Origin of the sequence: Halomonas caseinilytica (assembly GCF_001662305.1) — a bacterium.
Classification (GTDB): domain Bacteria; phylum Pseudomonadota; class Gammaproteobacteria; order Pseudomonadales; family Halomonadaceae; genus Halomonas; species Halomonas caseinilytica.
This window is the reverse complement of sequence record NZ_BDEP01000030.1, coordinates 1-18,809: the sequence shown is the minus strand read 5'-3', so window position 1 is coordinate 18,809 and position 18,809 is coordinate 1. Positions and strand designations below refer to the sequence as shown.

At 66.1% G+C, this 18,809-nt stretch carries 20 protein-coding genes, 1 tRNA gene and 1 riboswitch; of the genes, 4 read left to right on the top strand and 17 right to left on the bottom strand.

All coding sequences use genetic code 11. The features are described 5' to 3' along the window. Positions 1–57 precede the first annotated feature (57 nt). A riboswitch (cobalamin riboswitch) is annotated at positions 58–288 on the bottom strand. A gap of 75 nt (positions 289–363) precedes the next feature. The 8 genes from A9O65_RS16235 to A9O65_RS16200 form a co-directional block, all read right to left on the bottom strand. Next, positions 364–786 carry a bifunctional adenosylcobinamide kinase/adenosylcobinamide-phosphate guanylyltransferase gene (locus tag A9O65_RS16235; protein ID WP_064702694.1) on the bottom strand — a complete coding sequence of 141 codons (423 nt, stop codon included), beginning with the start codon at positions 784–786 and terminating at the stop codon, positions 364–366. Next, positions 738–1,376, bottom strand: coding sequence for a histidine phosphatase family protein (locus tag A9O65_RS16230; RefSeq protein WP_064702693.1), 639 nt, complete (start codon positions 1,374–1,376; stop codon positions 738–740). Before A9O65_RS16230 ends, A9O65_RS16235 begins: the two co-directional genes overlap by 49 nt. Before the next feature lie 46 nt (positions 1,377–1,422). Continuing rightward, entirely contained in the window at positions 1,423–2,172 is a 750-nt protein-coding gene (gene cobS / locus A9O65_RS16225; protein WP_064702692.1) for an adenosylcobinamide-GDP ribazoletransferase, read from the bottom strand. Next, a complete protein-coding gene (locus A9O65_RS16220; RefSeq protein WP_064702691.1) occupies positions 2,169–2,705 on the bottom strand; it encodes a bifunctional adenosylcobinamide kinase/adenosylcobinamide-phosphate guanylyltransferase in 537 nt (178 codons plus the stop codon). Before A9O65_RS16220 ends, cobS begins: the two co-directional genes overlap by 4 nt. Then, positions 2,702–3,784, bottom strand: a complete 1,083-nt coding sequence (cobD, locus tag A9O65_RS16215) for a threonine-phosphate decarboxylase CobD (RefSeq protein ID WP_064702690.1) — start codon at positions 3,782–3,784, stop codon at positions 2,702–2,704. The genes A9O65_RS16220 and cobD overlap by 4 nt, the downstream gene beginning before the upstream one ends. Then, positions 3,781–4,761, bottom strand: a complete 981-nt coding sequence (gene cbiB, locus A9O65_RS16210) for an adenosylcobinamide-phosphate synthase CbiB (protein WP_064702689.1) — start codon at positions 4,759–4,761, stop codon at positions 3,781–3,783. Before cbiB ends, cobD begins: the two co-directional genes overlap by 4 nt. Next, positions 4,758–5,807 carry a nicotinate-nucleotide--dimethylbenzimidazole phosphoribosyltransferase gene (gene cobT / locus A9O65_RS16205; RefSeq protein ID WP_082920212.1) on the bottom strand — a complete coding sequence of 350 codons (1,050 nt, stop codon included), beginning with the start codon at positions 5,805–5,807 and terminating at the stop codon, positions 4,758–4,760. The genes cbiB and cobT overlap by 4 nt, the downstream gene beginning before the upstream one ends. Positions 5,808–5,892: 85 nt before the next feature. Next, positions 5,893–7,497 carry an OpgD/OpgG family glucan biosynthesis protein gene (locus A9O65_RS16200; protein ID WP_064702688.1) on the bottom strand — a complete coding sequence of 535 codons (1,605 nt, stop codon included), beginning with the start codon at positions 7,495–7,497 and terminating at the stop codon, positions 5,893–5,895. A 154-nt stretch (positions 7,498–7,651) separates the two neighbouring features. On the opposite strand from A9O65_RS16200, the gene A9O65_RS16195 reads away from it, so the two are divergent. Then, positions 7,652–8,728, top strand: a complete 1,077-nt coding sequence (locus A9O65_RS16195; protein ID WP_064702687.1) for a PA0069 family radical SAM protein — start codon at positions 7,652–7,654, stop codon at positions 8,726–8,728. Positions 8,729–8,752: 24 nt separating this feature from the next. Here A9O65_RS16195 and A9O65_RS16190 read toward each other — a convergent pair whose 3' ends face one another. The 9 genes from A9O65_RS16190 to A9O65_RS16150 form a co-directional block, all read right to left on the bottom strand. Next, on the bottom strand, positions 8,753–9,646 hold the full coding sequence (locus A9O65_RS16190; protein WP_064702686.1) for a hypothetical protein: 894 nt from the start codon (positions 9,644–9,646) through the stop codon (positions 8,753–8,755). A gap of 32 nt (positions 9,647–9,678) precedes the next feature. Next, entirely contained in the window at positions 9,679–10,365 is a 687-nt protein-coding gene (locus tag A9O65_RS16185) for a glutathione S-transferase family protein (protein ID WP_064702685.1), read from the bottom strand. Positions 10,366–10,433: 68 nt separating this feature from the next. Continuing rightward, entirely contained in the window at positions 10,434–11,279 is an 846-nt protein-coding gene (locus A9O65_RS16180) for a DUF2797 domain-containing protein (protein WP_064702684.1), read from the bottom strand. After that, positions 11,263–11,547, bottom strand: coding sequence for a YeaC family protein (locus tag A9O65_RS16175; RefSeq protein WP_064700735.1), 285 nt, complete (start codon positions 11,545–11,547; stop codon positions 11,263–11,265). Before A9O65_RS16175 ends, A9O65_RS16180 begins: the two co-directional genes overlap by 17 nt. 87 nt (positions 11,548–11,634) lie before the next feature. Continuing rightward, positions 11,635–12,477, bottom strand: coding sequence for a rhomboid family intramembrane serine protease (locus A9O65_RS16170; protein ID WP_064702683.1), 843 nt, complete (start codon positions 12,475–12,477; stop codon positions 11,635–11,637). Positions 12,478–12,654: 177 nt separating this feature from the next. After that, positions 12,655–13,659, bottom strand: a complete 1,005-nt coding sequence (locus A9O65_RS16165) for a metallophosphoesterase (RefSeq protein WP_064702682.1) — start codon at positions 13,657–13,659, stop codon at positions 12,655–12,657. A 1-nt stretch (position 13,660) separates the two neighbouring features. Then, positions 13,661–14,542: an NAD(+) kinase gene (locus tag A9O65_RS16160; protein ID WP_122983346.1), complete on the bottom strand. Its 882-nt coding sequence runs from the start codon at positions 14,540–14,542 to the stop codon at positions 13,661–13,663. A gap of 63 nt (positions 14,543–14,605) precedes the next feature. Then, positions 14,606–15,472, bottom strand: a complete 867-nt coding sequence (locus A9O65_RS16155; protein WP_064700739.1) for a carboxylate/amino acid/amine transporter — start codon at positions 15,470–15,472, stop codon at positions 14,606–14,608. Positions 15,473–15,598: 126 nt separating this feature from the next. Then, complete coding sequence (locus tag A9O65_RS16150) at positions 15,599–16,156, bottom strand: YqaE/Pmp3 family membrane protein (protein ID WP_064700740.1); 558 nt, start codon at positions 16,154–16,156, stop codon at positions 15,599–15,601. 237 nt (positions 16,157–16,393) lie between these two features. Between A9O65_RS16150 and A9O65_RS16145 the strand changes: the two genes are divergently transcribed. From A9O65_RS16145 to A9O65_RS16135, 3 genes are all read left to right on the top strand, one after another. Then, positions 16,394–16,801 carry a CBS domain-containing protein gene (locus tag A9O65_RS16145; protein WP_064700741.1) on the top strand — a complete coding sequence of 136 codons (408 nt, stop codon included), beginning with the start codon at positions 16,394–16,396 and terminating at the stop codon, positions 16,799–16,801. Between the two features lie 249 nt (positions 16,802–17,050). Continuing rightward, positions 17,051–17,124, top strand: a tRNA-Gly gene (locus A9O65_RS16140). 165 nt (positions 17,125–17,289) lie between these two features. After that, positions 17,290–18,561, top strand: a complete 1,272-nt coding sequence (locus A9O65_RS16135; protein ID WP_064702680.1) for a tyrosine-type recombinase/integrase — start codon at positions 17,290–17,292, stop codon at positions 18,559–18,561. The last annotated feature ends 248 nt before the right edge of the window (positions 18,562–18,809 follow it).

Here is an 18,809-nt window from a genome sequence, read left to right as displayed (position 1 = left end):
AGGGAAGATCGACATGATATCGGCGAGTCCGCCCTGCCCGAGGTTCGCCTTCCGCGTCCTGGCAAGCACTCACAGGCCGGTCTCCGGGCTGACGAGCGAGGCACACCGGCCTCGTCACCGCCGCCTTCCCGTGCGTGGCACAGTGGCGTGAGGCGGTGCTTGACTCGATCACCGTTGCGGGGGCAGCGTCGGATTGACCCGCTGAGCTGACAAGCGAGCATCACCGACTTCCCGTTTCAACCCGGCCCATCTGGGCAGGCCTGGGTCACCTGAGAGTGGGCGTAAGCTAGCAACCACCCACCGGGGCGTCAACGTGCTCGGGCCTTCATGGGCAACGAGGCTGGCCGCCGGCATCGCCCTTTCTCACAATCGGCGTGCCAGGCCATGGCGAACGTACCAGACCGCCGCGGCACGGGCGGCGGCATCCTGGGCCAGCCAGCCGGACAGATCGCGCAGGCGGCGATCCGCGGCATCCACGGGCACGATGCCACGCCCCATCTCGGGCAGAATCAGCACGACCTCTCCGTCGCTCCCCGCCTCCACCTCGACCAGCGTCTCGAGCATCGCGGCCAGCCGCGCGCGCAGCCGGTCGTCATCGGAGTCATCCTCCAACGCGCCTTCCAGCCAGCTCGCCCAGCCGGTCAGCACCAGAGGCGCGCCCGGAACGAGCGCATCCCGCCAGCTCTCAGGAGCGTCCGGGTCCAACCGATGCCAGACGGCATCCGGGAACCGTGCCGCTACGAGGTCGCGCTTGCCGGCGCAGGCACCGCCGATGAACAGCTGCATCGCCAGTTTCCTTCATCATGGATGAGAACAAAGCGCCGCCCCTGGGCCTGACCGACCACACCGTCCCAGAATTCGGCCCCCTCCAGGCGTCGCCGAAGTTCGCGGATGACCCCGCCGTGGCTCACCGCCAGTACCCGGCGCTGGCCCGTCGCCAGCGCTTGCGCCTGTACCTCCGCCAGCCAGTCTTCCAGGCGTGACCACAGGGCTGCGGCCGACTCGCCGTTCGGCGGCGCCACGGCCCCGGCGCTGTCGACCCAGGCACGATAGCCGGGATCGTCCTTGAGGTGCGCGTAGGTGCACCCTTCGTAGTCGCCGAAATCCAGCTCGCGCAGGCGGGCATCGAACCACGCCTCGGGGGTCGGCAGAGTCTCGCGTACCGCCGCCAGGGTCTGTCGGCAGCGTGTCAGGTCACTGCAGTGAACGGCGTCGAAGCGTTCCTCGGCCAGGTCATCGCGCAGTCGCTCGATATCGGCCATCGCCTCGGGCATCAGCAAGGGGACATCACGGTGCCCCTGGTAGCGACGCTCCAGGTTCCAGGCCGTCACACCATGTCGCACCACGGTCAGTTCCAGGCTTGGCGACTCGGTCATCGACCTCTCTCCTTTGCTCCCATCGTTTCCTTCTCTGCCCTGCCGGTCAGGCCGCGCACGACACCCACACCATCAGCAGCAGCCACAGCTCGCTTCCTTCGATGGCGGCACCGACGATATCGCCGTTGATGCCGCCGAAAGCCCGGCGCACCGCCAGGCCATAGAGCGCCACGAACACGACCAGCGCCGGGATCAACCCGACTGCCCCTGGCATCAGCGCCAGCAGCACCAACACCGGCGCCACGGCCCAGACTAGATCGCCCCGCCCCAGGCTCCGCTGCCAGGCATGAGCCAGCCCTTCGGCCCGGGCGGCGGGCACCGAGATCAACAGGCCGACCGCGGCCAGACGCCCCAGCGCGATCACCGGCACCAGCCACCAAGGGCTCGCCCCGGCGGCCAGCAGGGTCCACAGCAGTGCCGCCTTCCAGGCCAGGAGAAACACCAGCGCCAGCACTGCGAAGCTGCCTACCTGGGGGTCCTTCATGATCGCCCAGCGCTTCTCGGGTGGTGCGTTGCTGCCCAGAGCATCGGCCAGATCCATCAGGCCATCGAGGTGCAACCCGCCGGTCAGCGCCACCCACAGGCTGAGCAGGGCCAAGGTCAACAGCGGCAACGGTAGAGCCGCCTCGAGCAAGGTGCCAACGGCAGCCACGAGCGAGCCGATCAGCATGCCCACCAACGGGTAGACCCGTGCCGCCCAGCGCCGGGTGCCGGGCGTCCACGGGCAGGCCAGCGGCACCGGCAGCCGGGTCAGGAACTGGATGGCCAGCAGCACGCCGAATCCCGCTTCCTTCATGCGGACTCTCCTTTCCAGTCGATGCCCCGGCCGGCCACCACCTCGATGACCCTGTCCGCCTCGGCGGCCAGATCGCAGTGCAACGCCTGCAGGAAGGCCAGGTAATGCCACACCTGTGCATCACGCGGCGGCAGGTCTTCGTTGAGGTCGTTGGAGACCACCACCAGGGCCAGTTCTCGGCGACGCGCCTCGACGAGCCCATGCGCCAGCATCGCCCGGCCTTCGGAGGCCGCCAGTTCGGCTTCGAACATCACTCGGCTGGCCCACAGGGTCAGGCAGTCGAGCAGTACGGCACTGCCCTGGGGGATCGTCGACAAGGCCTCGGCCAGCGCCAGTGGTGGTTCCAGGGTCACCCAGTCGTCGCCGCGGCGGTGACGATGCCGGGCGATCCGCGCGGCCATCTCGTCGTCGCGGCCCTGCGCCGTGGCCAGGTAATAGCGCGCACCGCCGCACCGCGCCCGCTGCTCGCTCACCAGGGCTTCGGCCACGTCGCTCTTGCCCGAGCGCGCTCCGCCGGCAACGAAGGCGATCATGGCCGCCTCCAGGCCGTCAGTGCCTCGAGCAGTCGAGCGTTGTCCTCCGCTTCACGCAGTGCCAGCCGCAGCCAGGCTCCCTCGAGGCCGGGGAACCCATGAGTGTGACGGGCCAGCAACCCGCGCTCCAGCAGGAAGGCGAACAGTGCCCGGCTCTCGTCGGCATCGTGTCCACCACGCAGCAGGAAGAAGTTGGCCTGGGTATCCGGCACCGTGAAACCGAGCTCGCGCACCGCTCCGGGCAGGCCGCGCTCGGCCGACAGCCAGGCGCGGGTACGCGCGAGATATTCATGGTCGGCGAGCAACGGTGGCACCAGCCCTCGAGCCAGGGCGTTGACGCTCCACGGCATCTGCTGGGTGGCGAGGCGATTCACCGTCTCCGGGGCGCCGAGCAGGTAGCCGAGCCGCAGTCCCGGCACGTCGAAGCGCTTGGTCAAGGAACGCAACAGCAGCAGGTTCGGTGCCTGATCGAGCAGCGTCGTGAGCCGTTCGTCATTCTCGGTGAAGTCGACGAAGGCTTCGTCCACCACCAGAGTGGTACCGCTCCGATGCGCCCGAGCCAGCAAGCGTTCGACATCGGCACGCGGCATCAGCGTCCCAGTGGGGTTGTTGGGTCGACACAGGAAGACGACATCGATACCGGCCAGGGCCGCCTCGGCGGCGTCGAGGTCGAGCCGGAACGTCGGTGCCTCCAGCGCCAGCCGGTCGACCGTCAGGCCGTGCCGGCGACAGGCCAGGGCGTACTCGCTGAAGGTGGGTTCGATCACCAGGGCGCGGCCGCCGGCGTGCAGCGCCGCGGCCAGATAGATCGCCTCGATGCCGCCGTTGGTCACGAGCACTCGCTCCGGGGCCACATCGTCGTGTTCGGCAAGCGCCCGGCGAGCCCGGTCGTCGTCCGGGTCCGGGTAGCGGGCCAGCGCGTCGCCGGCACCGGACAGCCACGCCGGCAACCAGGATGGCGGCCCCAACGGGTTGAGATTGGCGCTGAAATCGATCACCGGATGATCAGCAGGCAAGCCGAAGCGCGCCAGCAGCGGAGCCACTCTTCCACCATGCGCCGGCCAGGCAGTAAGGGTCATGACAGCCACTCCCTGAGCAGTACCAGGGGCACCAGCAACAGCAACACACCCAGCCAGCCGCCGTGCATGTAGCGGATGGCACGCTCGATGTGGCCGACGACCAGCGGCTCCCGCGGCTGGCCAAGCGTGGCGCGATGAGAGGGGTGCCCGTCGTAGTGATTGAGTCCGCCCAGCCTCACGCCCAGCAAGTGGGCCACCATCGCCTCCGGCCAGCCGGCGTTGGGACTCGGATGGCGCGGCGCTTCGCGGCATGTGGCAGCCAGAGCGCCGGCCGTCCGGCTCTCGGCGATGAAACGCGCCGCAAGCCACATGGCCAGGGCCGTGAGCCGGGCCGGCAGCCAGTTGACGGCATCGTCGAGTCGCGCCGAGGCGCGGCCGAAGTCCGCATAGCGCGGGCTGCGATAGCCGACCATGGAATCCAGGGTATTCACCGCCTTGTAAGCCAGTGCCAGGGGAGCTCCCCCGAGCAGCGCCCAGCAGAGCGGCGCGGTGATGCCGTCCACGGTGTTTTCGGCGACGGTCTCGACCGCCCCGCGGGTCAGGCCGGCCTCGTCGAGCGCCTCGGTATCGCGCCCGACGATGCGCCCCAAAGCCAGCCGGGCCGCCGGCAGGTCGCCGCACCGCAGGGGCTCGGCCACCGCTCGGGCCGCATCGGCCAGCCCTCGAGTGGCGAACGCCATGGCCAGCAGCACGAGTTCAGCCACCAGCGCGAGCCCGGGCGACACCCAGGCCAGCACCGTCAGCGCACTCCAGGCTAGCGTCCAGGTGCCGACCACTACCACGCACGCCAACCAGACGCCACGCCGCTGGCGAGCCACCGCTGAGCCATGGTTCCAGGCGCGTTCGAGCCAGGCAATCACCCGACCGATCCCGACCACCGGATGAGGCAACCAAGGCGGATCGCCAAGCGCCAGGTCGATGACCAGCGCCACACCGACCAGCGCCAGCAACTCGAACGAAAGCGGCGCGACGCTCACGTTTTGCCCTCGGTAGCGACGCCGGCGGCATCGAATGTGGCCATCTCGGCGAGCATCGCGCTGGCCGCCTCGAGCAACGGAAACGCCAGGGCCGCACCACTGCCCTCCCCCAGCCGCAGCGACATATCCAGCAGCGGTTCGGCGTCCAGCGCCGCCAGGGCATGGTCATGGCCAGGCTCGTGGGAACGATGCCCGAAGATCAGATAGGGACGCAGCGCCGGCTCAAGCCGGCAGGCGGTGAGTGCGGCCACCGTGGCGATGAAGCCGTCGACCAGCACGGGCATGCGCCTTGCCGCCGCCTCCAGGTAGGCCCCGACCATGGCGGCGATCTCCAGCCCGCCCAGCTTGGCGAGTACGTCCAGGGGCTCGGCGGGGTCCGGCGCGCGCGCGACCAGGGCCGACTCGATGATCGCCTGCTTGCGCGCCAGGGCGGCACCGGCCACCCCCGTTCCCGGACCGACCAGCCCGGCCACGGGAGCGCCGGTCAGCACGGCCAGCATGGCACTGCTGGCCGTGGTATTGGCAATGCCCATCTCGCCGACGATCAGGCAGCGGCAGCCGGCCACTGCGGCTCGCTCGGCGGCACGCCGGCCGGCGGCGATGGCCGCCAGCGCCTCGTCACGCTGCATGGCCGCCTCGCGAGCCAGGTTGGCGGTGCCCGGGCGCACCCGGTCATGAACGACGCCCTCGGCGGGCAATGCATTGGCCACGCCCACATCGACCACTTCGAGATGCGCACAGATGCGTCGGGCAAAAACATTGATGGCCGCTCCACCGGTGACGAAGTTGGCCACCATCTGGGCGGTCACGGCCTGGGGAAAGGCCGAAACGCCCTCCGCCGCCACCCCGTGGTCGGCGGCAAACACCACCACAGCCGGCGGGGAGACCCTGGGAAAGGCCTCACCGGTGATGCCCGCCAGGCTTACCGCCAAGGCTTCCAGTCGGCCCAGGCTGCCCGGCGGCTTGGTCAGGGTATCGAGGTGACGACTCGCCCGTTCGGCACAGGCGGTGTCGACATCGGCTATGAACGGCAGGGCATCGTTCACGGGGCTTCTCCAGGCAGGCTCGGCGAGCCGACCATCCTACCAGAGGGCTGGCGATGACGGAGGTCATCTTGCCTGGCACTGCGATCTATAGATGGCCGGGATTGCGCAGCTCGCGCTCCTCCGCGGGCGGTGGCATCCACTCATAGAGCCAGGTTTCGGTGAGGGGCCGATCGCCGCTTTTCAGGTACAGCCGCAGGGTGATGGGGTCAGTGCCGTCATCGGGAGGCACCACGTCGAACATGGCGCGGTAGCCCTCGATGGCCTCCTGGGGGCGTGCCGAGGTGATCTCGACCCGGCCGGCAGAGGCTTCGATGACGGGTTCGACCTCGACATCCTCGCCCAGCGGCATGGGGCCACCAGCGAAGTCGACCACGAAGCGCCAGCTGAAATATTCCCGTCGTTGCCCGACCACGCCACCGAGCCCGGTGCGCGTCGCCACGCAGCGCGCCAGCGAGGGCTGCGCCGGGGAGGTATCGCACCAGTAGAGACGATAGCCGAACAGCATCTCTTCGCCGGGCCGGGTGGGCTCGGCGGGATTCCAGAAGGCGACGATATTGTCGAAGGTCTCGTCCAGGGTGGGCAGCTCGACCAGTTGCACCGAGCCTTCGCCCCAGTCGTTCTTCGGCTCGACCCAGACACCGGGGCGACGGTCGTAGAAGACGCCATCGTCCTGGTAATGATCGAAGTCGCGATCGCGCTGCAGCAGGCCAAAACCGCGCGGCGCACGCTCGCCGAAGGCATTGAAGCGCAAGTGCTTCGGATTGGTCAGCGGGCGCCAGATCCATTCACCGCTGTCGGCGTGGATCGACAGGCCGTCGGAGTCATGGATTTCCGGCCGCCAGTCCCAGTTCGCATCGCGGTCGTTCTCGCCGACCATGTACATGCTGGTCAGCGGTGCCACGCCGAGCCGCTCGATGGCACGGCGTGGATAGAGGGCCGCATCGACGTCCATGACGACACCTTCACGATCCCTGATGACGAAGCGGTACGCCCCGGTGACACTGGCGGACTCGAGCAAGGCATAGACGATGACGCTCTCCTCGTCACCTTCGGGTCGCTCCAGCCAGAAGCGGGTGAAGTCCGGAAACTCCTCTTCGCGCGACGCCGACGCGGTGTCGACCGCCAGCCCCCGGGCTGACATGCCGTACTGCATGGAATCGCTCACCGCGCGGAAGTAACTGGCGCCAAGAAAGGCCGCGACATCCCGCTTCCAGTCATCCCGGTGGTGGAGCCGGAAACCGGCGTATCCCAGGTCCTCGGGCAGGCGCTCCCCCTCGACGCCCGATTCGCCGAAGTCGAACCGGGAAGGATCATAGGCCAGTTCATGGGCACGCCCATCGACGACTTCATGGATGCGCACCGGCGTTTTGTAGTGCAGCCCCAGGTGGAACAACTGGGCACGGAATGCCGAACCGGGATCATCGGCCCACAAGGCACTGTCGGCTCGATACTGGATCGCCTGGTAGGCATCCCAGTCGAGGTTCCTGATCGGCGCGGGCAGCTCGATGGCGTGCCCGCGTGGCTCCTGGGTCGACAACTGCCGGGCCAGCCCCTTGAGCCAGGCATAGTCGAAGGGCTCGCCGGCGCCGCTGGGTTCGACCCTTGCCGTGGCGGCCAGCAGGGGAGAAATCGGCAGCAGGCCGCTGCCGCCAAGTGCCCCGGCCATCTTCAGGAAGTCGCGTCGCTTCATGTCGGGTTCCTTCTCGCATGGCATTCCCGTGAGGCGCCGGGCCATCCCGGTGCCGTATCGTTCCTGTGGAACGCCGGACGACCATTCGAGTTCCGCGGTTGCCCTCATGGCATGACGCTCTATACTGTATATAAATACAGAAAGAGGCTTGAGCATGGCCACTCGAGTGCCCACGACCCCAGGGGCGCGCCGGGGACGCGGCGCGACCTTCGATCCTCACAATCGCTTCGCGCCGACCCGCAGCGAGGCCATCGACGACGGCTGGTGGCAGGACGCCGTGCCAGAGCGCCTGGCCACCCGAGTCACGACCGAAGCCTCACGCAGCGCCCTGTCCTGGAACCGCTCGCCGGACCTGCCCTTCGATCGCTCCCTCAACCCGTATCGAGGCTGCGAGCACGGCTGCATCTACTGTTATGCCCGCCCCAGCCATGCCTACTGGGATCTCTCACCGGGCCTCGACTTCGAGACCCGGCTGATCGCCCGCAGCGGCCTGGTGGAGCGTCTCGAGGAGGAACTGGCCAAGCCGGGCTACGTCTGTCGGCCGATCAACCTTTCCGGCAATACCGACAGCTACCAACCCCTGGAAGCCGAACGAGGAACGACACGTCGCGTGCTGGAGACCCTGCTGAAGCATCGCCATCCGGTGACGCTGGTGACCAAGAGCGCGCTGATCCTGAGGGACCTCGACGTGCTGACAGCGCTGGCCGAGCACCGCCTGGTGCGAGTGATGATCAGCCTGACCAGCCTGGATCGTGAACTGAAGCGCACTCTGGAACCTCGGACGGCCTCGCCCGAGGCACGGCTCAAGGTCATCCGCACCCTGGCCGGGGCCGGTGTGCCGGTCGGGACGCTGATCTCGCCGGTGATTCCCGGCCTCACCGATCACGAACTGGAACGGCTGCTGGAAGCGGCCCGCGACGCCGGCGCCAGCAGTGCCTCCTGGATGCTGCTGCGCCTGCCCCGCGAAGTCGCCCCGCTGTTCGAAGACTGGCTGAGCACCCACTATCCGCAGCGTGCCGACAAGGTGATGAGCCTGATGCGTCAGTGCCGTGGCGGCGTCGACTACGACGCCCGCTTCGGCCACCGCATGCGCGGCGAGGGCGTGTTTGCCGAACTGCTCGCCCAGCGCTTTGACAGGTGCCACCGGCGCCTGGGCTTTCCAGGCAACGTTACCCTGGATACCTCGGCCTTTCAGCCACCCGGCGCGCAGGGCGACCTGTTCACGCCTTGAGTCCCGGTTCCGGCTGGCAGGGCCTCAGCGCGCTTCCACCACGAAGGCAACCGCGGTGGCATCGTCCTGCAGCTTGAGCCGGGGATGGGCACGCGCTTCCGGGTCGTCCGCCTCGGCGGCACGCAGGCGCGAGAGGATGTGGTCCAGTCCGCTGTCGAAGGCGGCCGCGAAGAGCTGCTCGTGGCTGAAGAGATGGTAGGTGTCGACGGCCCGATAGAAGCCATCGCTCATGGCGAGCAATCGGCGCCCCGGGCGCGCGGGCATCAGCACCCGCTCCAGCTCGATGGCAAGATCGCCGATGGGCTCGACGACATCGTAGCCGAAACGCCGGTTGCGCTGGGCCTGATTGTCGAGGATATGCGGGACGGTCGCACGAAGGGCCGCGTCGTGGCTCGCCCCGGTGCGCGCCTTGACCTCGAGCAACGTGGCCACTGCCTGCTGCTCGAGCGAGCTGACCGCACTGTGGCCGAAACAGGCCAGATCTCCGGCATCGGTTTCGTAGAGCAGCACGCAGTCCCCTGCCCCGGTGATCTCCAGGGTATCGTCGACCAAGCGTGCCGCCCCGAAACAGGCGAAGGGCAGATCCAACCGCCCGACAGCGTCGGTCGGCGCCAGGGCATCATACTCCGCCGCCAGGCGTGCCTGGATGTCGCTGACCAGTTCCCGCGTCTGCCGCGCCGGGTCGACACTGGCCAGGAAATGCGCCACGAAGCGTCGCACCAGCCAGGCCGCATCGCTGGGGTAGCCACTACGCGTCTGCCCGGCATTGACCGGTGCGGCGCCATCCATCCACAGCACGCACTCCTCGGCGACGCCGAGCCAATCGGCATTCGCGTCGCCTTCGGGGTCCGTCAGCCGATCGACGACCCGGAAACCGACCCGGCCCGTGTCTCGCTCCTTGAGATTCGATACCGTCATCCGAGCTTCTCCCTGTGCGTCTCGTGCCGTTGTCAGCCGTTCTCGCGACGATCCTCCAGCAGGGTCCCGCGAGCCAGCAAGTCATCCTCGTGGCCAGGCTCCCGCCAGGGTTCGGCCACGGCATCGGCGTCCCACTGCCGCATCGCCGGCAGTGCGAGGAGTGTGTCGACATAACGCCGCGAGGCCTCGCCGAGCTCGAGGTCGAAGCTGCGCACGCGAAATGCCACGGGAGCGAAGAAGGCATCCACCGCGCTGAAATCCGAACCGGCCAGGAAAGGCCCGCCAAAACGGGACAAGCCTTCCTGCCAGAGCTCGTCGAGTCGCGCCAGATCATTGCCCAATGCCGCCGAAGGCGACGACAGGCGCACCCGCGCGCCACAGTTCATCGGGCACTCGTCACGCAGGGCACCGAAGCCGGCATGCATCTCGGCACTGGCCGAACGTGCCCAGGCCCTCGCGGCCTCGTCACGCGGCCAGACACCCTCGTGCCGCTCGGCCAGGTACTCGATGATCGCCAGCGACTCCCAGACGGCACGCTCGCCATCCTCCAGGCAGGGCACCTTGCCGGTGGGCGAAAAGGCGCGAAAACTGCGCCAGCTCGAGCCGGTCTCGAAAGGCGTGAGCCTTTCCTCGAAGGGAATCTCCAGATGGTGCATGATCACCCAAGGGCGCAGCGACCAGGAAGAATAGTTCTTGTTGGCGATATGCAATCGGTACATCCGCTCACCCTCCTTGTGATGTGACATTCAGTCCTTACGGCATGAACCTGTAACGCTGACACAAGCCGTCACGAGACGCCATGGCTCACCACGATCTCGTAGCCGGTGAACTTGCGCAGGTTGATCACGCCGCTGTCCAGCATCAGGTACTGCCCCTTGATCCCCATCAGGCGCCCCGCCACCTCGGCACGCTTGTCGAAGTTGTGCGACACCACCTTGGTGGGGTATTCCAGCACCGGGTACGTGAACGTGCGCGGGGCGGCCTCCACAGGACGAATGGTCGACTCACCGAAGCGCTCGCGCAGCGCATCGAGCCCGCTCGCCAGTTGCGCAAATAATCGGTCGCGCTCGGCCGCCAGATCCAGCTCCGGTGTCTCGCCCTTGAGCATGGCGCGCCAGTTGGTGCGATCCGAGACCTCGCCCTTGAAGAGCATCTCGACGAAACCGGACTGCTGGCGGGAATCCACCTCGAGGATCGGCAGGGCCTGGACCGCGCCCTGGTCGAGCCAGCGGGTCGGCACCTGGGTGGCGCGGGTAATCCCGACCTTGAGGCCGGAGGCATTGGCCAGGTAGACGATGTGGGGCTGAAAGCAGTGGCTCTCGCCCCACTCCGGCTCACGGCAAGTGCCCTGAAAATAGTGGCACAGCTCCGGCTTCATGATGCAGGTATCGCAGCGCGCGAGTCGCTTGAAGCAAGGATAGCAATGGCCCTGTCCGAAGCTCTTGCGAGTCGCTCGACCGCAGTTCGTGCAGGCGATGGCCCCGCTCCAGGCAAGACGCAGCGGCTCGCCCAGCAGCGAATCGAGGGGCAGGCGGTCATCGCCGGCTCGCAAGGTGTAGCGAGCGGGGTCGCCGGGCTCGACGGCCATCTTGGTCAGACAGCCGTGTGCCAGGGTCTCAGTCACGACCGACATCCTGACCCAGGCCCGCCATCTCCGGGGACACGTTTCCGCCACCGCTGTCGGCACCACAGGTACGACGCTCGAGATAGCCGACCCGCTGCTCCTCGGGAACACCGTTCTCTACCTCGTAACGCATCACGGCCTCGAGGCATAGCTCGGTCTGCTCGGAGGTGAGAAAGCGACCGTCCGGCCATTTGCGCAGCGCCACCGCCTGCTTGAGGCTCTCGTAGATGGCCGGCGTCATCTGCTGGATCATGCGCTCGAAGGTCATATCGCTCATGGCGGAATCTCTCGGAAGAAATGGATCGGAGCGGGGAGAATCACTGGCTCGCGGAGCCACCAGGCTCGCCATAGTCGGCAAGCAGCATTACCTGGCCCGCCGCGAATGATACCAGCCCAGCGCCAGCCCCACGACCAGCCCTCCGAGGTGTGCCTCGTTGGCCACATTGCCGAAACCGAACAGGGTGGCGATATCGGTCATGGTGAAGACCATCCAGGCCAGCATGAAGATCACCAGCATCTGGGGCACGAAGAAACCGCTACCGGGACGTCGCCGCGACATCAGCCAGACATAGCCCAGCAGCGCAAAATCGACCCCGGACATGCCGCCGAACAGCACCGTGCCGGTCGCATACTGCGCCAGGTTGCCGCCGATGCCCGACAGCAGCAGCAGCGTCAGCATGCGCCGCCCCCCATGGAGCGCCTCGACCTGGCGGCCGAAAAACCACAGCCAGAGCATGTTGAAGATCAGGTGCATCCAGCCGAAGTGCAAAAAGATCGGTGACAGAAGGCGCCATACCTGGCCGCTGGCCAGCCCCTCCCCGAGGCTGCCAGGCACGGGTTGTCCGTCGACGATGCCCACCGGCGCGATGGTCATCGCGGCGATCACCAGATCGCCGAGCAGCCAGGTGGCGGCGAACACCAGCAAGCACAGGCCCAGCGTCAGGGAAGTGACCGGGACGCGTCGCAGCGGCGCCAGCCACTGGGCGCCACCGCCACGCCGCGCCGCCCTGCCTTCGGGCATCAAAGGCTCGCCGCGCTGCCATTGCGCGAGCAGCTCGCGCAGCGCCTCTTGCTGGGAAGGGTCGACCAGCCACAGGACCTGGCCGTCGTCTTCCTCGGTGATGCGATGCCCGATGCGATGGGCCCAGAGCGCCCGACGCAACTCATCCAGGTCGGCATCGCGAGGCAACAGGATTACCCGATACATGCAGCCTCCGAGGCAGGACATTCCGTGTTGCAGGCACGCGACAGACGCGCAAAAAGAAAAGTCCGGTGGAGGGAACCACCGGACAAGAGCAAGGGATCATTCAAGGGAACACTTACTCTGATCGGCGATGTGGATGCGAGTTCAGTCATGGGGCACATTTTTGTGTAACGGTTTGTATCAATCGAAATCGATCTCCTGGGGCGTCACCCGGGCCCGCTCTTCCTGGGGAACGTCGACCCACACGAAATGATCGGCATCGAGGCTCGTCTCGCCACTCCAGCGGTAGGCCACCAGGCGGCCGAACTTGACGGCGCTGTAGTCCAGGCAGGCGATGTTGGGAGCCGGCAGCGCCGGGATGCCCTCGCACCAGTAATGGCCGATGAACAGGGGGGGCTGGTCCGGGCCGTAATAGCTCAGCCGCGAGCGCTCCTCATCGCTCAGCTCACGGGACTCCAGGTCATCCGGCAGGCTGTCCGGCTGAAAGACCACATCCCCCCAGGTACGTGGTTGCCTGGCCCAGAAGTGAGCGCGAAAGCTGCGCCGGGTGAAGCCGTCCCCGGAACGAATATGCATGCCTTCCGGCAGGGAGAGGTGGCTCCCCCGGGTCAGGCGATCGAGAATGCGGGATGCACGCGTGCCGGAACGCTCGGCCTCGGCGAGGAAATCCAGATCGATGCGGGCATCGGGACGCTGACGGCGCAACTCGTCGATCAACGCCTGATCCCAGCAAGCATGCACTACCCTCAGCCCGTCGAACTCCAGACACAAAGGGATCGTCAGGAACCATTCGAGCGTCTGCTGCCACTCTTGGGGATGATCGCGGTACTGCGCCAAGGTTTCCCTGACGATGCGATTGTGGCGCGGCGTATGCTCGCGAAGCCAGGTCCGCCCCGCTTCCGCAGGCGCCCGATGGCAATAGGCGAGCGCGTTGACTTCATGGTTGCCGAGCACGATCGACGCCTCGCCCGCCTCGACCATGCGCCGCGCGATGGAGACCGCCAGACGGATACGTGGCCCCCGGTCGATGAGATCCCCGAGGAAGATCACCCTGCGACGCGGATGACGGTAAACACCGTCCTGCTGGTGATAGCCAAGCCGCTCGAGCAGCACGGCCAGGGTGGCGCCGCATCCATGCACGTCACCGATCAGGTCGTAGCCCTCGGGGGTGCCTCGTTCGCTCACCTCAGTCTCCCAGGCGATTGCTCCAGCCCAGCTTGCTGCGCAGGACTTCATAGAAATTATGCCCCAGCGGATGCACCAGCTGGACCCGTTGCGGCTTGCGCCGGATCACCAGCACATCGTCGGGCTTGGCCACGGCACGCGTCTGGCCATCGCAACTGATGTGCGGATAGGTCTGATTGGTCTCGCCGATATGAATACGGATCTCACTGGCCGCGTCGATGACGATCGGCCGGCTCGACAGGGTATGGGGAAACATCGGCACCAGGGTGATCACATCCAGCTTGGGGTGCATGATCGGGCCGCCACCGGACAAGGCGTAGGCCGTCGACCCCGTGGGCGTGGCGATGATCAGGCCGTCGCTGCGCTGGCTGTGCACGAACTGCCCATCGATGAACAGCTCGAACTCGATCATGCGCACGGCCTTGCCGGGGTGCAGGACCACCTCGTTGAGGGCGTCGCCATTCCCCATCAGGGTGTCGTCGCGATAGAGCTCGGCATCGAGCAGGAAACGCTCCTCGACCTCAAAGCGCCCCTCGAGCACTTCGCCCACGCGAGCCTCGAGCTCATCGGGCGAGATGTCGGTGAGAAATCCCAGGCGACCGCGATTCACGCCGAGCACCAAGGTACCGCTATGGCACAGGGTACGGGCGGCACCCAGCAGGCTGCCGTCGCCACCGACCACGATCACCAGGTCGCACAGCTCGCCGAGCAGGCGACGGCTGGCCTCCGGGTGGCCATGGTCGAGCAGTACCGTGGCGGTGCGGTCCTCGATGATGACGTGATAGCCGGCGGCGTCGAGAAAGCGACTCAGGCGCTTCAGGGTCTCGACCACCTTGGCGCTGCCCAGCCGACCGATCAGGCCGATGTTCTTGAAGGCTTGCATGCGCGGGTCCCTCGCTTCGCGACGAACCATTATGGCGACACTGCCGATGGGGGGCAAACCGCCTCAGGCAGCTCGCGGTGCCCGCTTTTGCCACCAATCATTGAGTGCCAGGGAGGCGATGATGATCGCGCCGCCCAGTATCAGACGCGCCAGATCGGCGTCGCGGTTCCAGATCAGCAGGTTGACCAGCAAGCCAGCCGGCACCAGGGCATTGTTCATGATCGCCAGCGCGCCGGCATCGACCCGCACGGCCCCAAGGTTCCAGAGAAAATACCCCACCCCGGAGGCCACCAGGCCCAGCCAGGCCAGCACGCCCCACTGCAGGCCCGTGGTCGGTAATGCCGTCGTATCACCCAACACCAGGAAGGCCGGCACCGCCACGGCCACGGCGCCCAGGTAGAACCAGCCGAATACCGATAGCCTAGGCAGAGCATCGGGCAGGCCCGCCGACAGTCGGCGATACCCAACTTGGCCGAGAGCGAAACAGAGGTTGGCACCCTGCACGACCAGGAATCCCAGCCAGTAATCGTCGGTGAGCCCCTTGTAGCGGATCACCGCGGCCCCCAGCACCGCCAAGGCCGCGGTCAGTAGATGGAAGGGCGTGAAGCGCCGGAACAGGGCATCGTCCAGCAGCGCAATGTAGAGCGGCGTGAGGACAGTGAACAGCAGCACTTCGGGAACCGACAGCAACAGAAAGGACTGGTAGAAGAAGATGTACATCACACCGAGCTGCACCGCCCCCAGAGCCATCAGCGCCAACCGCTGCCGCCCCTGCAGCAGGCGCGGACGCAGCACTGGCAAGAAGACCAAGGCCGCCAGTACGATGCGGATCATCACCGCAAAGTAGCTGTCCACCTGCCCGGCCAGGTAAACACCAATCAACGAGAACGAGAAGGCCCACAGAATGGTGACGCCAACGAGATAGCCCAACGGTCAACTCCTGCTTACATCAAGGGTTGACGATGATTATACGCGCGTCCTGCCCGCTGCCAAGCGGGTTCCGCCCTGTCGGTCGGTACTCGTCGATATCACGAACGAGAGGTCGAGGACGAGCCCTCAACGCCGCAGGAGCCAGACAACCGCGTAGAGCGACCCCGGCAACCAACCGAGCAGCATCAGTACCAACGACACCACAACCCGACGAACGCCGGCACCGGCCAGGGCCATCGCCAGGGGCGGCATCAGCACGGCCAGGGTCACAATGGCGGCAAAGGGTTCGGGCCGCGACGTCGAGTCCGCATGCCGGCTCGCCTCGCCCCGCGGCTCGGCATCCCCGGCGGCGCCAACCGCCGCGGAGGACGGTGGCGTGAAATGCTCCACGCCACGGCTCGGGCGCTCGCCTTCACTCGCATCGTCTCCCGCCTGCGGTCGCTCATGCTCCAGGGCCCGCTGATGCGCCTCATGGTCGATCTTCTGTTCCAGGGCGTCGGCGCCTTCGGCCAGCGTCTCGTGATAGCGCTCCCAGTCTTCCCAGTCATGAGGCGTCCCCGCTCTGGGACGGTGGTCCCCGGCCTCACGGGCACGGTACCAGGCCTTTTCCTCCAGAGTGTTGGGGCGCTCCTTGTCACGTTCTCCATCCAGCCCCTTGCGGGCCAGGTATTCGCGGGCATCCATGGGGCATCTCCAACAGTGATCGGCATCACGAACGATTCATGTCGGCATTGTGCCATATTGGAGTGGGCCGGCCCGACCTGGGTTCCTGCCTCGGGAGCCTCATCGCGTGCCAGTCGACTATGCTGAAATCGAGGCAGCCCCAAGGGCACCCGGATCACCCGACGCTCCGGTGCATGCCGGACCATCGGATATCAGCCCGGGCGAGGCTCATCACCATTCGGCACAAGGAGAATCGCCATGCCCAAGAAGGCCCCAACCATCGTGCGCGAGATCATGTCCCGCGACTGCTACCGGGTCTCCGGCAAGACCTCGGTGTCCACCCTGGCCGAAGGATTGTCACTGCATCGCCTGCCCGGGGCGCCCGTGGTCGATGAGCACGATCGCCTGATCGGCTTCATCTCCGAACAGGATGTCCTCGGCAAGGTACTGGAAAGCGCCTACCTCAATGATGAGCCACCTCTGGTCAGGGAGCTGATGCGCCACGAGGTGCTGTCCGTCACGCCCAACAAGAGCATCATCGACCTGGCTCAGGAAATGCTGGGTGCCAAGCCCAAGATCTATCCGGTCACCGAACAGGCCCGCCTGGTCGGCATCGTGACCCGTCGCGATGTGCTCAACGCGATCCTGCGCATGCGCCACAGCTGAGCCCGATGGACGAACCAAAAAAAACCGCCCCAGGGACGGGGCGGAAGGGATCGATTATGCAAGCCAGAACAACATTGCTAGCGACTGCCATCGCGATGATGATGTTGCCTGTGCTTGGTGAGACAACGCTGACGAAAAAAGTTCGCCGCTTTCGCGATTTTTTTCTCCCACCTGGCCACCAGCCCACGCCAGGGAGACTCGCCGAACGGGGTTGTAATCCTTAACCCTCTGGATATACTGGGAAACCTCGCGGGTGTAGCTCAATGGTAGAGCAGAAGCTTCCCAAGCTTAAGACGAGGGTTCGATTCCCTTCACCCGCTCCAACGCCTCATCCTATCATGTCCAGACACACCCCTCACTACCCCACAACCTCCCGATTCCACAGCACTTTTTGGTCCAGAGCCGTCCAGACATTACCGGGCATAGCACAGCATGCCGTGTATGGCCTATTGTATGGCTGGATTTTCACCATACATGGACCGTCCCAAATGAAGCGCGAAAACATCAAACGTCGCCCCTTGGCGGACACCGTGCTATCCACGCTCGAGCCCGAGGCAAAGGAGTATCGCGAGAGCTACGGCGTGGATCGCCTCTACTTCGTCGTCTCCCCCTCCGGCCGCAAACGTTGGGAGGTCCGCTACAAGAAACCCGCCACAGGGCGCTGGGCCTGGATGGGAGTCGGCAGCTATCCGGACACCTCTGCCAAGCGGGCCCGGCAAGATGCTCAGCAGACTGCCGAACTGGTGGCCGCAGGCATCGATCCTGTTGAACACCGTCAGGGAATAATCGAGCACCCTTTCCGTGAGGCCGCCGAAACCTGGTACCAGGACAAGGTCGACAGAGGTCGAGCAGAGAAGACGCTCAAGAGCATTCGCTACTGGCTGGACAATGACGCCCTACCCGCCTTGGGAAACACCGCCATCAACCGAATCACACGACGTGACTGTGCCCAGGTGCAAGAAAGCATCGAGGGACGTGGAGCTTTCAACACGGCTGAGAAGTCGCGCACCTGGCTGAACCAGATCTTCGGTCGGGCTATTGCCCTGGGCCACACCGAGAACAACCCGGCCTCCAATCTGGCGGACATTGCCGCCCAGCCCCCGAAGGAAAACCGCTACCCTCATCTCCTCGAGCCCGAACTACCGGAGTTCCTTCGCGCTCTCCGCGCCTCCCCCAGCAAGACGATCGTGAAAGCGGCTGCCTGGATGGTGGTGCGCACCGCATCGAGGCCCGGGATGGTCCGATGGGCCGAATGGGATGAACTGGACGGAGACCTCTGGCGTGTGCCTGCCGAGAAGATGAAGATGCGACGTGACCACGTCGTGCCGCTTACGCGCCAGGTGCAGGAAACGATCGAAGCCCTGCGGCCGCTGACCGGCCGGTCGCGGTACTTATTCCCTGGAGAGGGCGAGAAAACGCCGGTGATCTCCGACATGGCCATCAACACCTGCTTCTCACGGATGGGCTACAAGGGCCGGATGACCGGGCACGGCTCCCGTCACACGGCCAAGACTCTGTTATCCGAGCATGGCTGGCCAGCGGATTGGACCGAGGCCATGCTGGCCCACACGAAGAAGGGGCTGGAGGGGATCTACAACCAGGCGGAGTACCTGCGACACCGCAAGGAGATGATGCAGTGGTACTGCGACTACCTAGATGCACTGGAGCGCAGCATCACTGACGAGGATAAGGCCGCATGCAAGAAGCGGGTCGAGAAAGGCGACGACGAGGGGGGGGGGGGGGGTAGCACACCCCGATGATGGCCTAATATGTAGGTTCATCCAGTGACGTCACGGCGAATACCCCGCCGTTGACAGTTCTATGCCGGGCCTTCCGGGTAACCGCACCAGCACCAAATGGCATGGAATGGCGTCCGGTTTGCCCCATATATGTCCCATGTGCTCAGTGTTATACTGAGTTCAGGAGACTTTCGGGTCTTCGACGACAGTCTCCTGAATCCGGCAGGAGCCTGCAGATGAACACCCTAGGGCAGAAAAACGACCTCACC

Bases quoted from the DNA above. Each gene is read 5' to 3' on its own strand.
- A9O65_RS16230 (WP_064702693.1), bottom strand. From the start codon at position 1,376: ATGACCGAGTCGCCAAGCCTGGAACTGACCGTGGTGCGACATGGTGTG.
- A9O65_RS16175 (WP_064700735.1), bottom strand. From the start codon at position 11,547: ATGAGCGATATGACCTTCGAGCGCATGATCCAGCAGATGACGCCGGCC.
- A9O65_RS16190 (WP_064702686.1), bottom strand. From the start codon at position 9,646: ATGACGGTATCGAATCTCAAGGAGCGAGACACGGGCCGGGTCGGTTTC.
- A9O65_RS16160 (WP_122983346.1), bottom strand. From the start codon at position 14,542: ATGCAAGCCTTCAAGAACATCGGCCTGATCGGTCGGCTGGGCAGCGCC.
- A9O65_RS16145 (WP_064700741.1), top strand. From the start codon at position 16,394: ATGCCCAAGAAGGCCCCAACCATCGTGCGCGAGATCATGTCCCGCGAC.
- A9O65_RS16235 (WP_064702694.1), bottom strand. From the start codon at position 786: ATGCAGCTGTTCATCGGCGGTGCCTGCGCCGGCAAGCGCGACCTCGTA.
- A9O65_RS16150 (WP_064700740.1), bottom strand. From the start codon at position 16,156: ATGGATGCCCGCGAATACCTGGCCCGCAAGGGGCTGGATGGAGAACGT.
- A9O65_RS16220 (WP_064702691.1), bottom strand. From the start codon at position 2,705: ATGATCGCCTTCGTTGCCGGCGGAGCGCGCTCGGGCAAGAGCGACGTG.
- A9O65_RS16170 (WP_064702683.1), bottom strand. From the start codon at position 12,477: ATGTATCGGGTAATCCTGTTGCCTCGCGATGCCGACCTGGATGAGTTG.
- A9O65_RS16195 (WP_064702687.1), top strand. From the start codon at position 7,652: ATGGCCACTCGAGTGCCCACGACCCCAGGGGCGCGCCGGGGACGCGGC.
- cobD (WP_064702690.1), bottom strand. From the start codon at position 3,784: ATGACCCTTACTGCCTGGCCGGCGCATGGTGGAAGAGTGGCTCCGCTG.
- A9O65_RS16185 (WP_064702685.1), bottom strand. From the start codon at position 10,365: ATGTACCGATTGCATATCGCCAACAAGAACTATTCTTCCTGGTCGCTG.
- A9O65_RS16200 (WP_064702688.1), bottom strand. From the start codon at position 7,497: ATGAAGCGACGCGACTTCCTGAAGATGGCCGGGGCACTTGGCGGCAGC.
- A9O65_RS16180 (WP_064702684.1), bottom strand. From the start codon at position 11,279: ATGTCGGTCGTGACTGAGACCCTGGCACACGGCTGTCTGACCAAGATG.
- cobS (WP_064702692.1), bottom strand. From the start codon at position 2,172: ATGAAGGAAGCGGGATTCGGCGTGCTGCTGGCCATCCAGTTCCTGACC.
- A9O65_RS16135 (WP_064702680.1), top strand. From the start codon at position 17,290: ATGAAGCGCGAAAACATCAAACGTCGCCCCTTGGCGGACACCGTGCTA.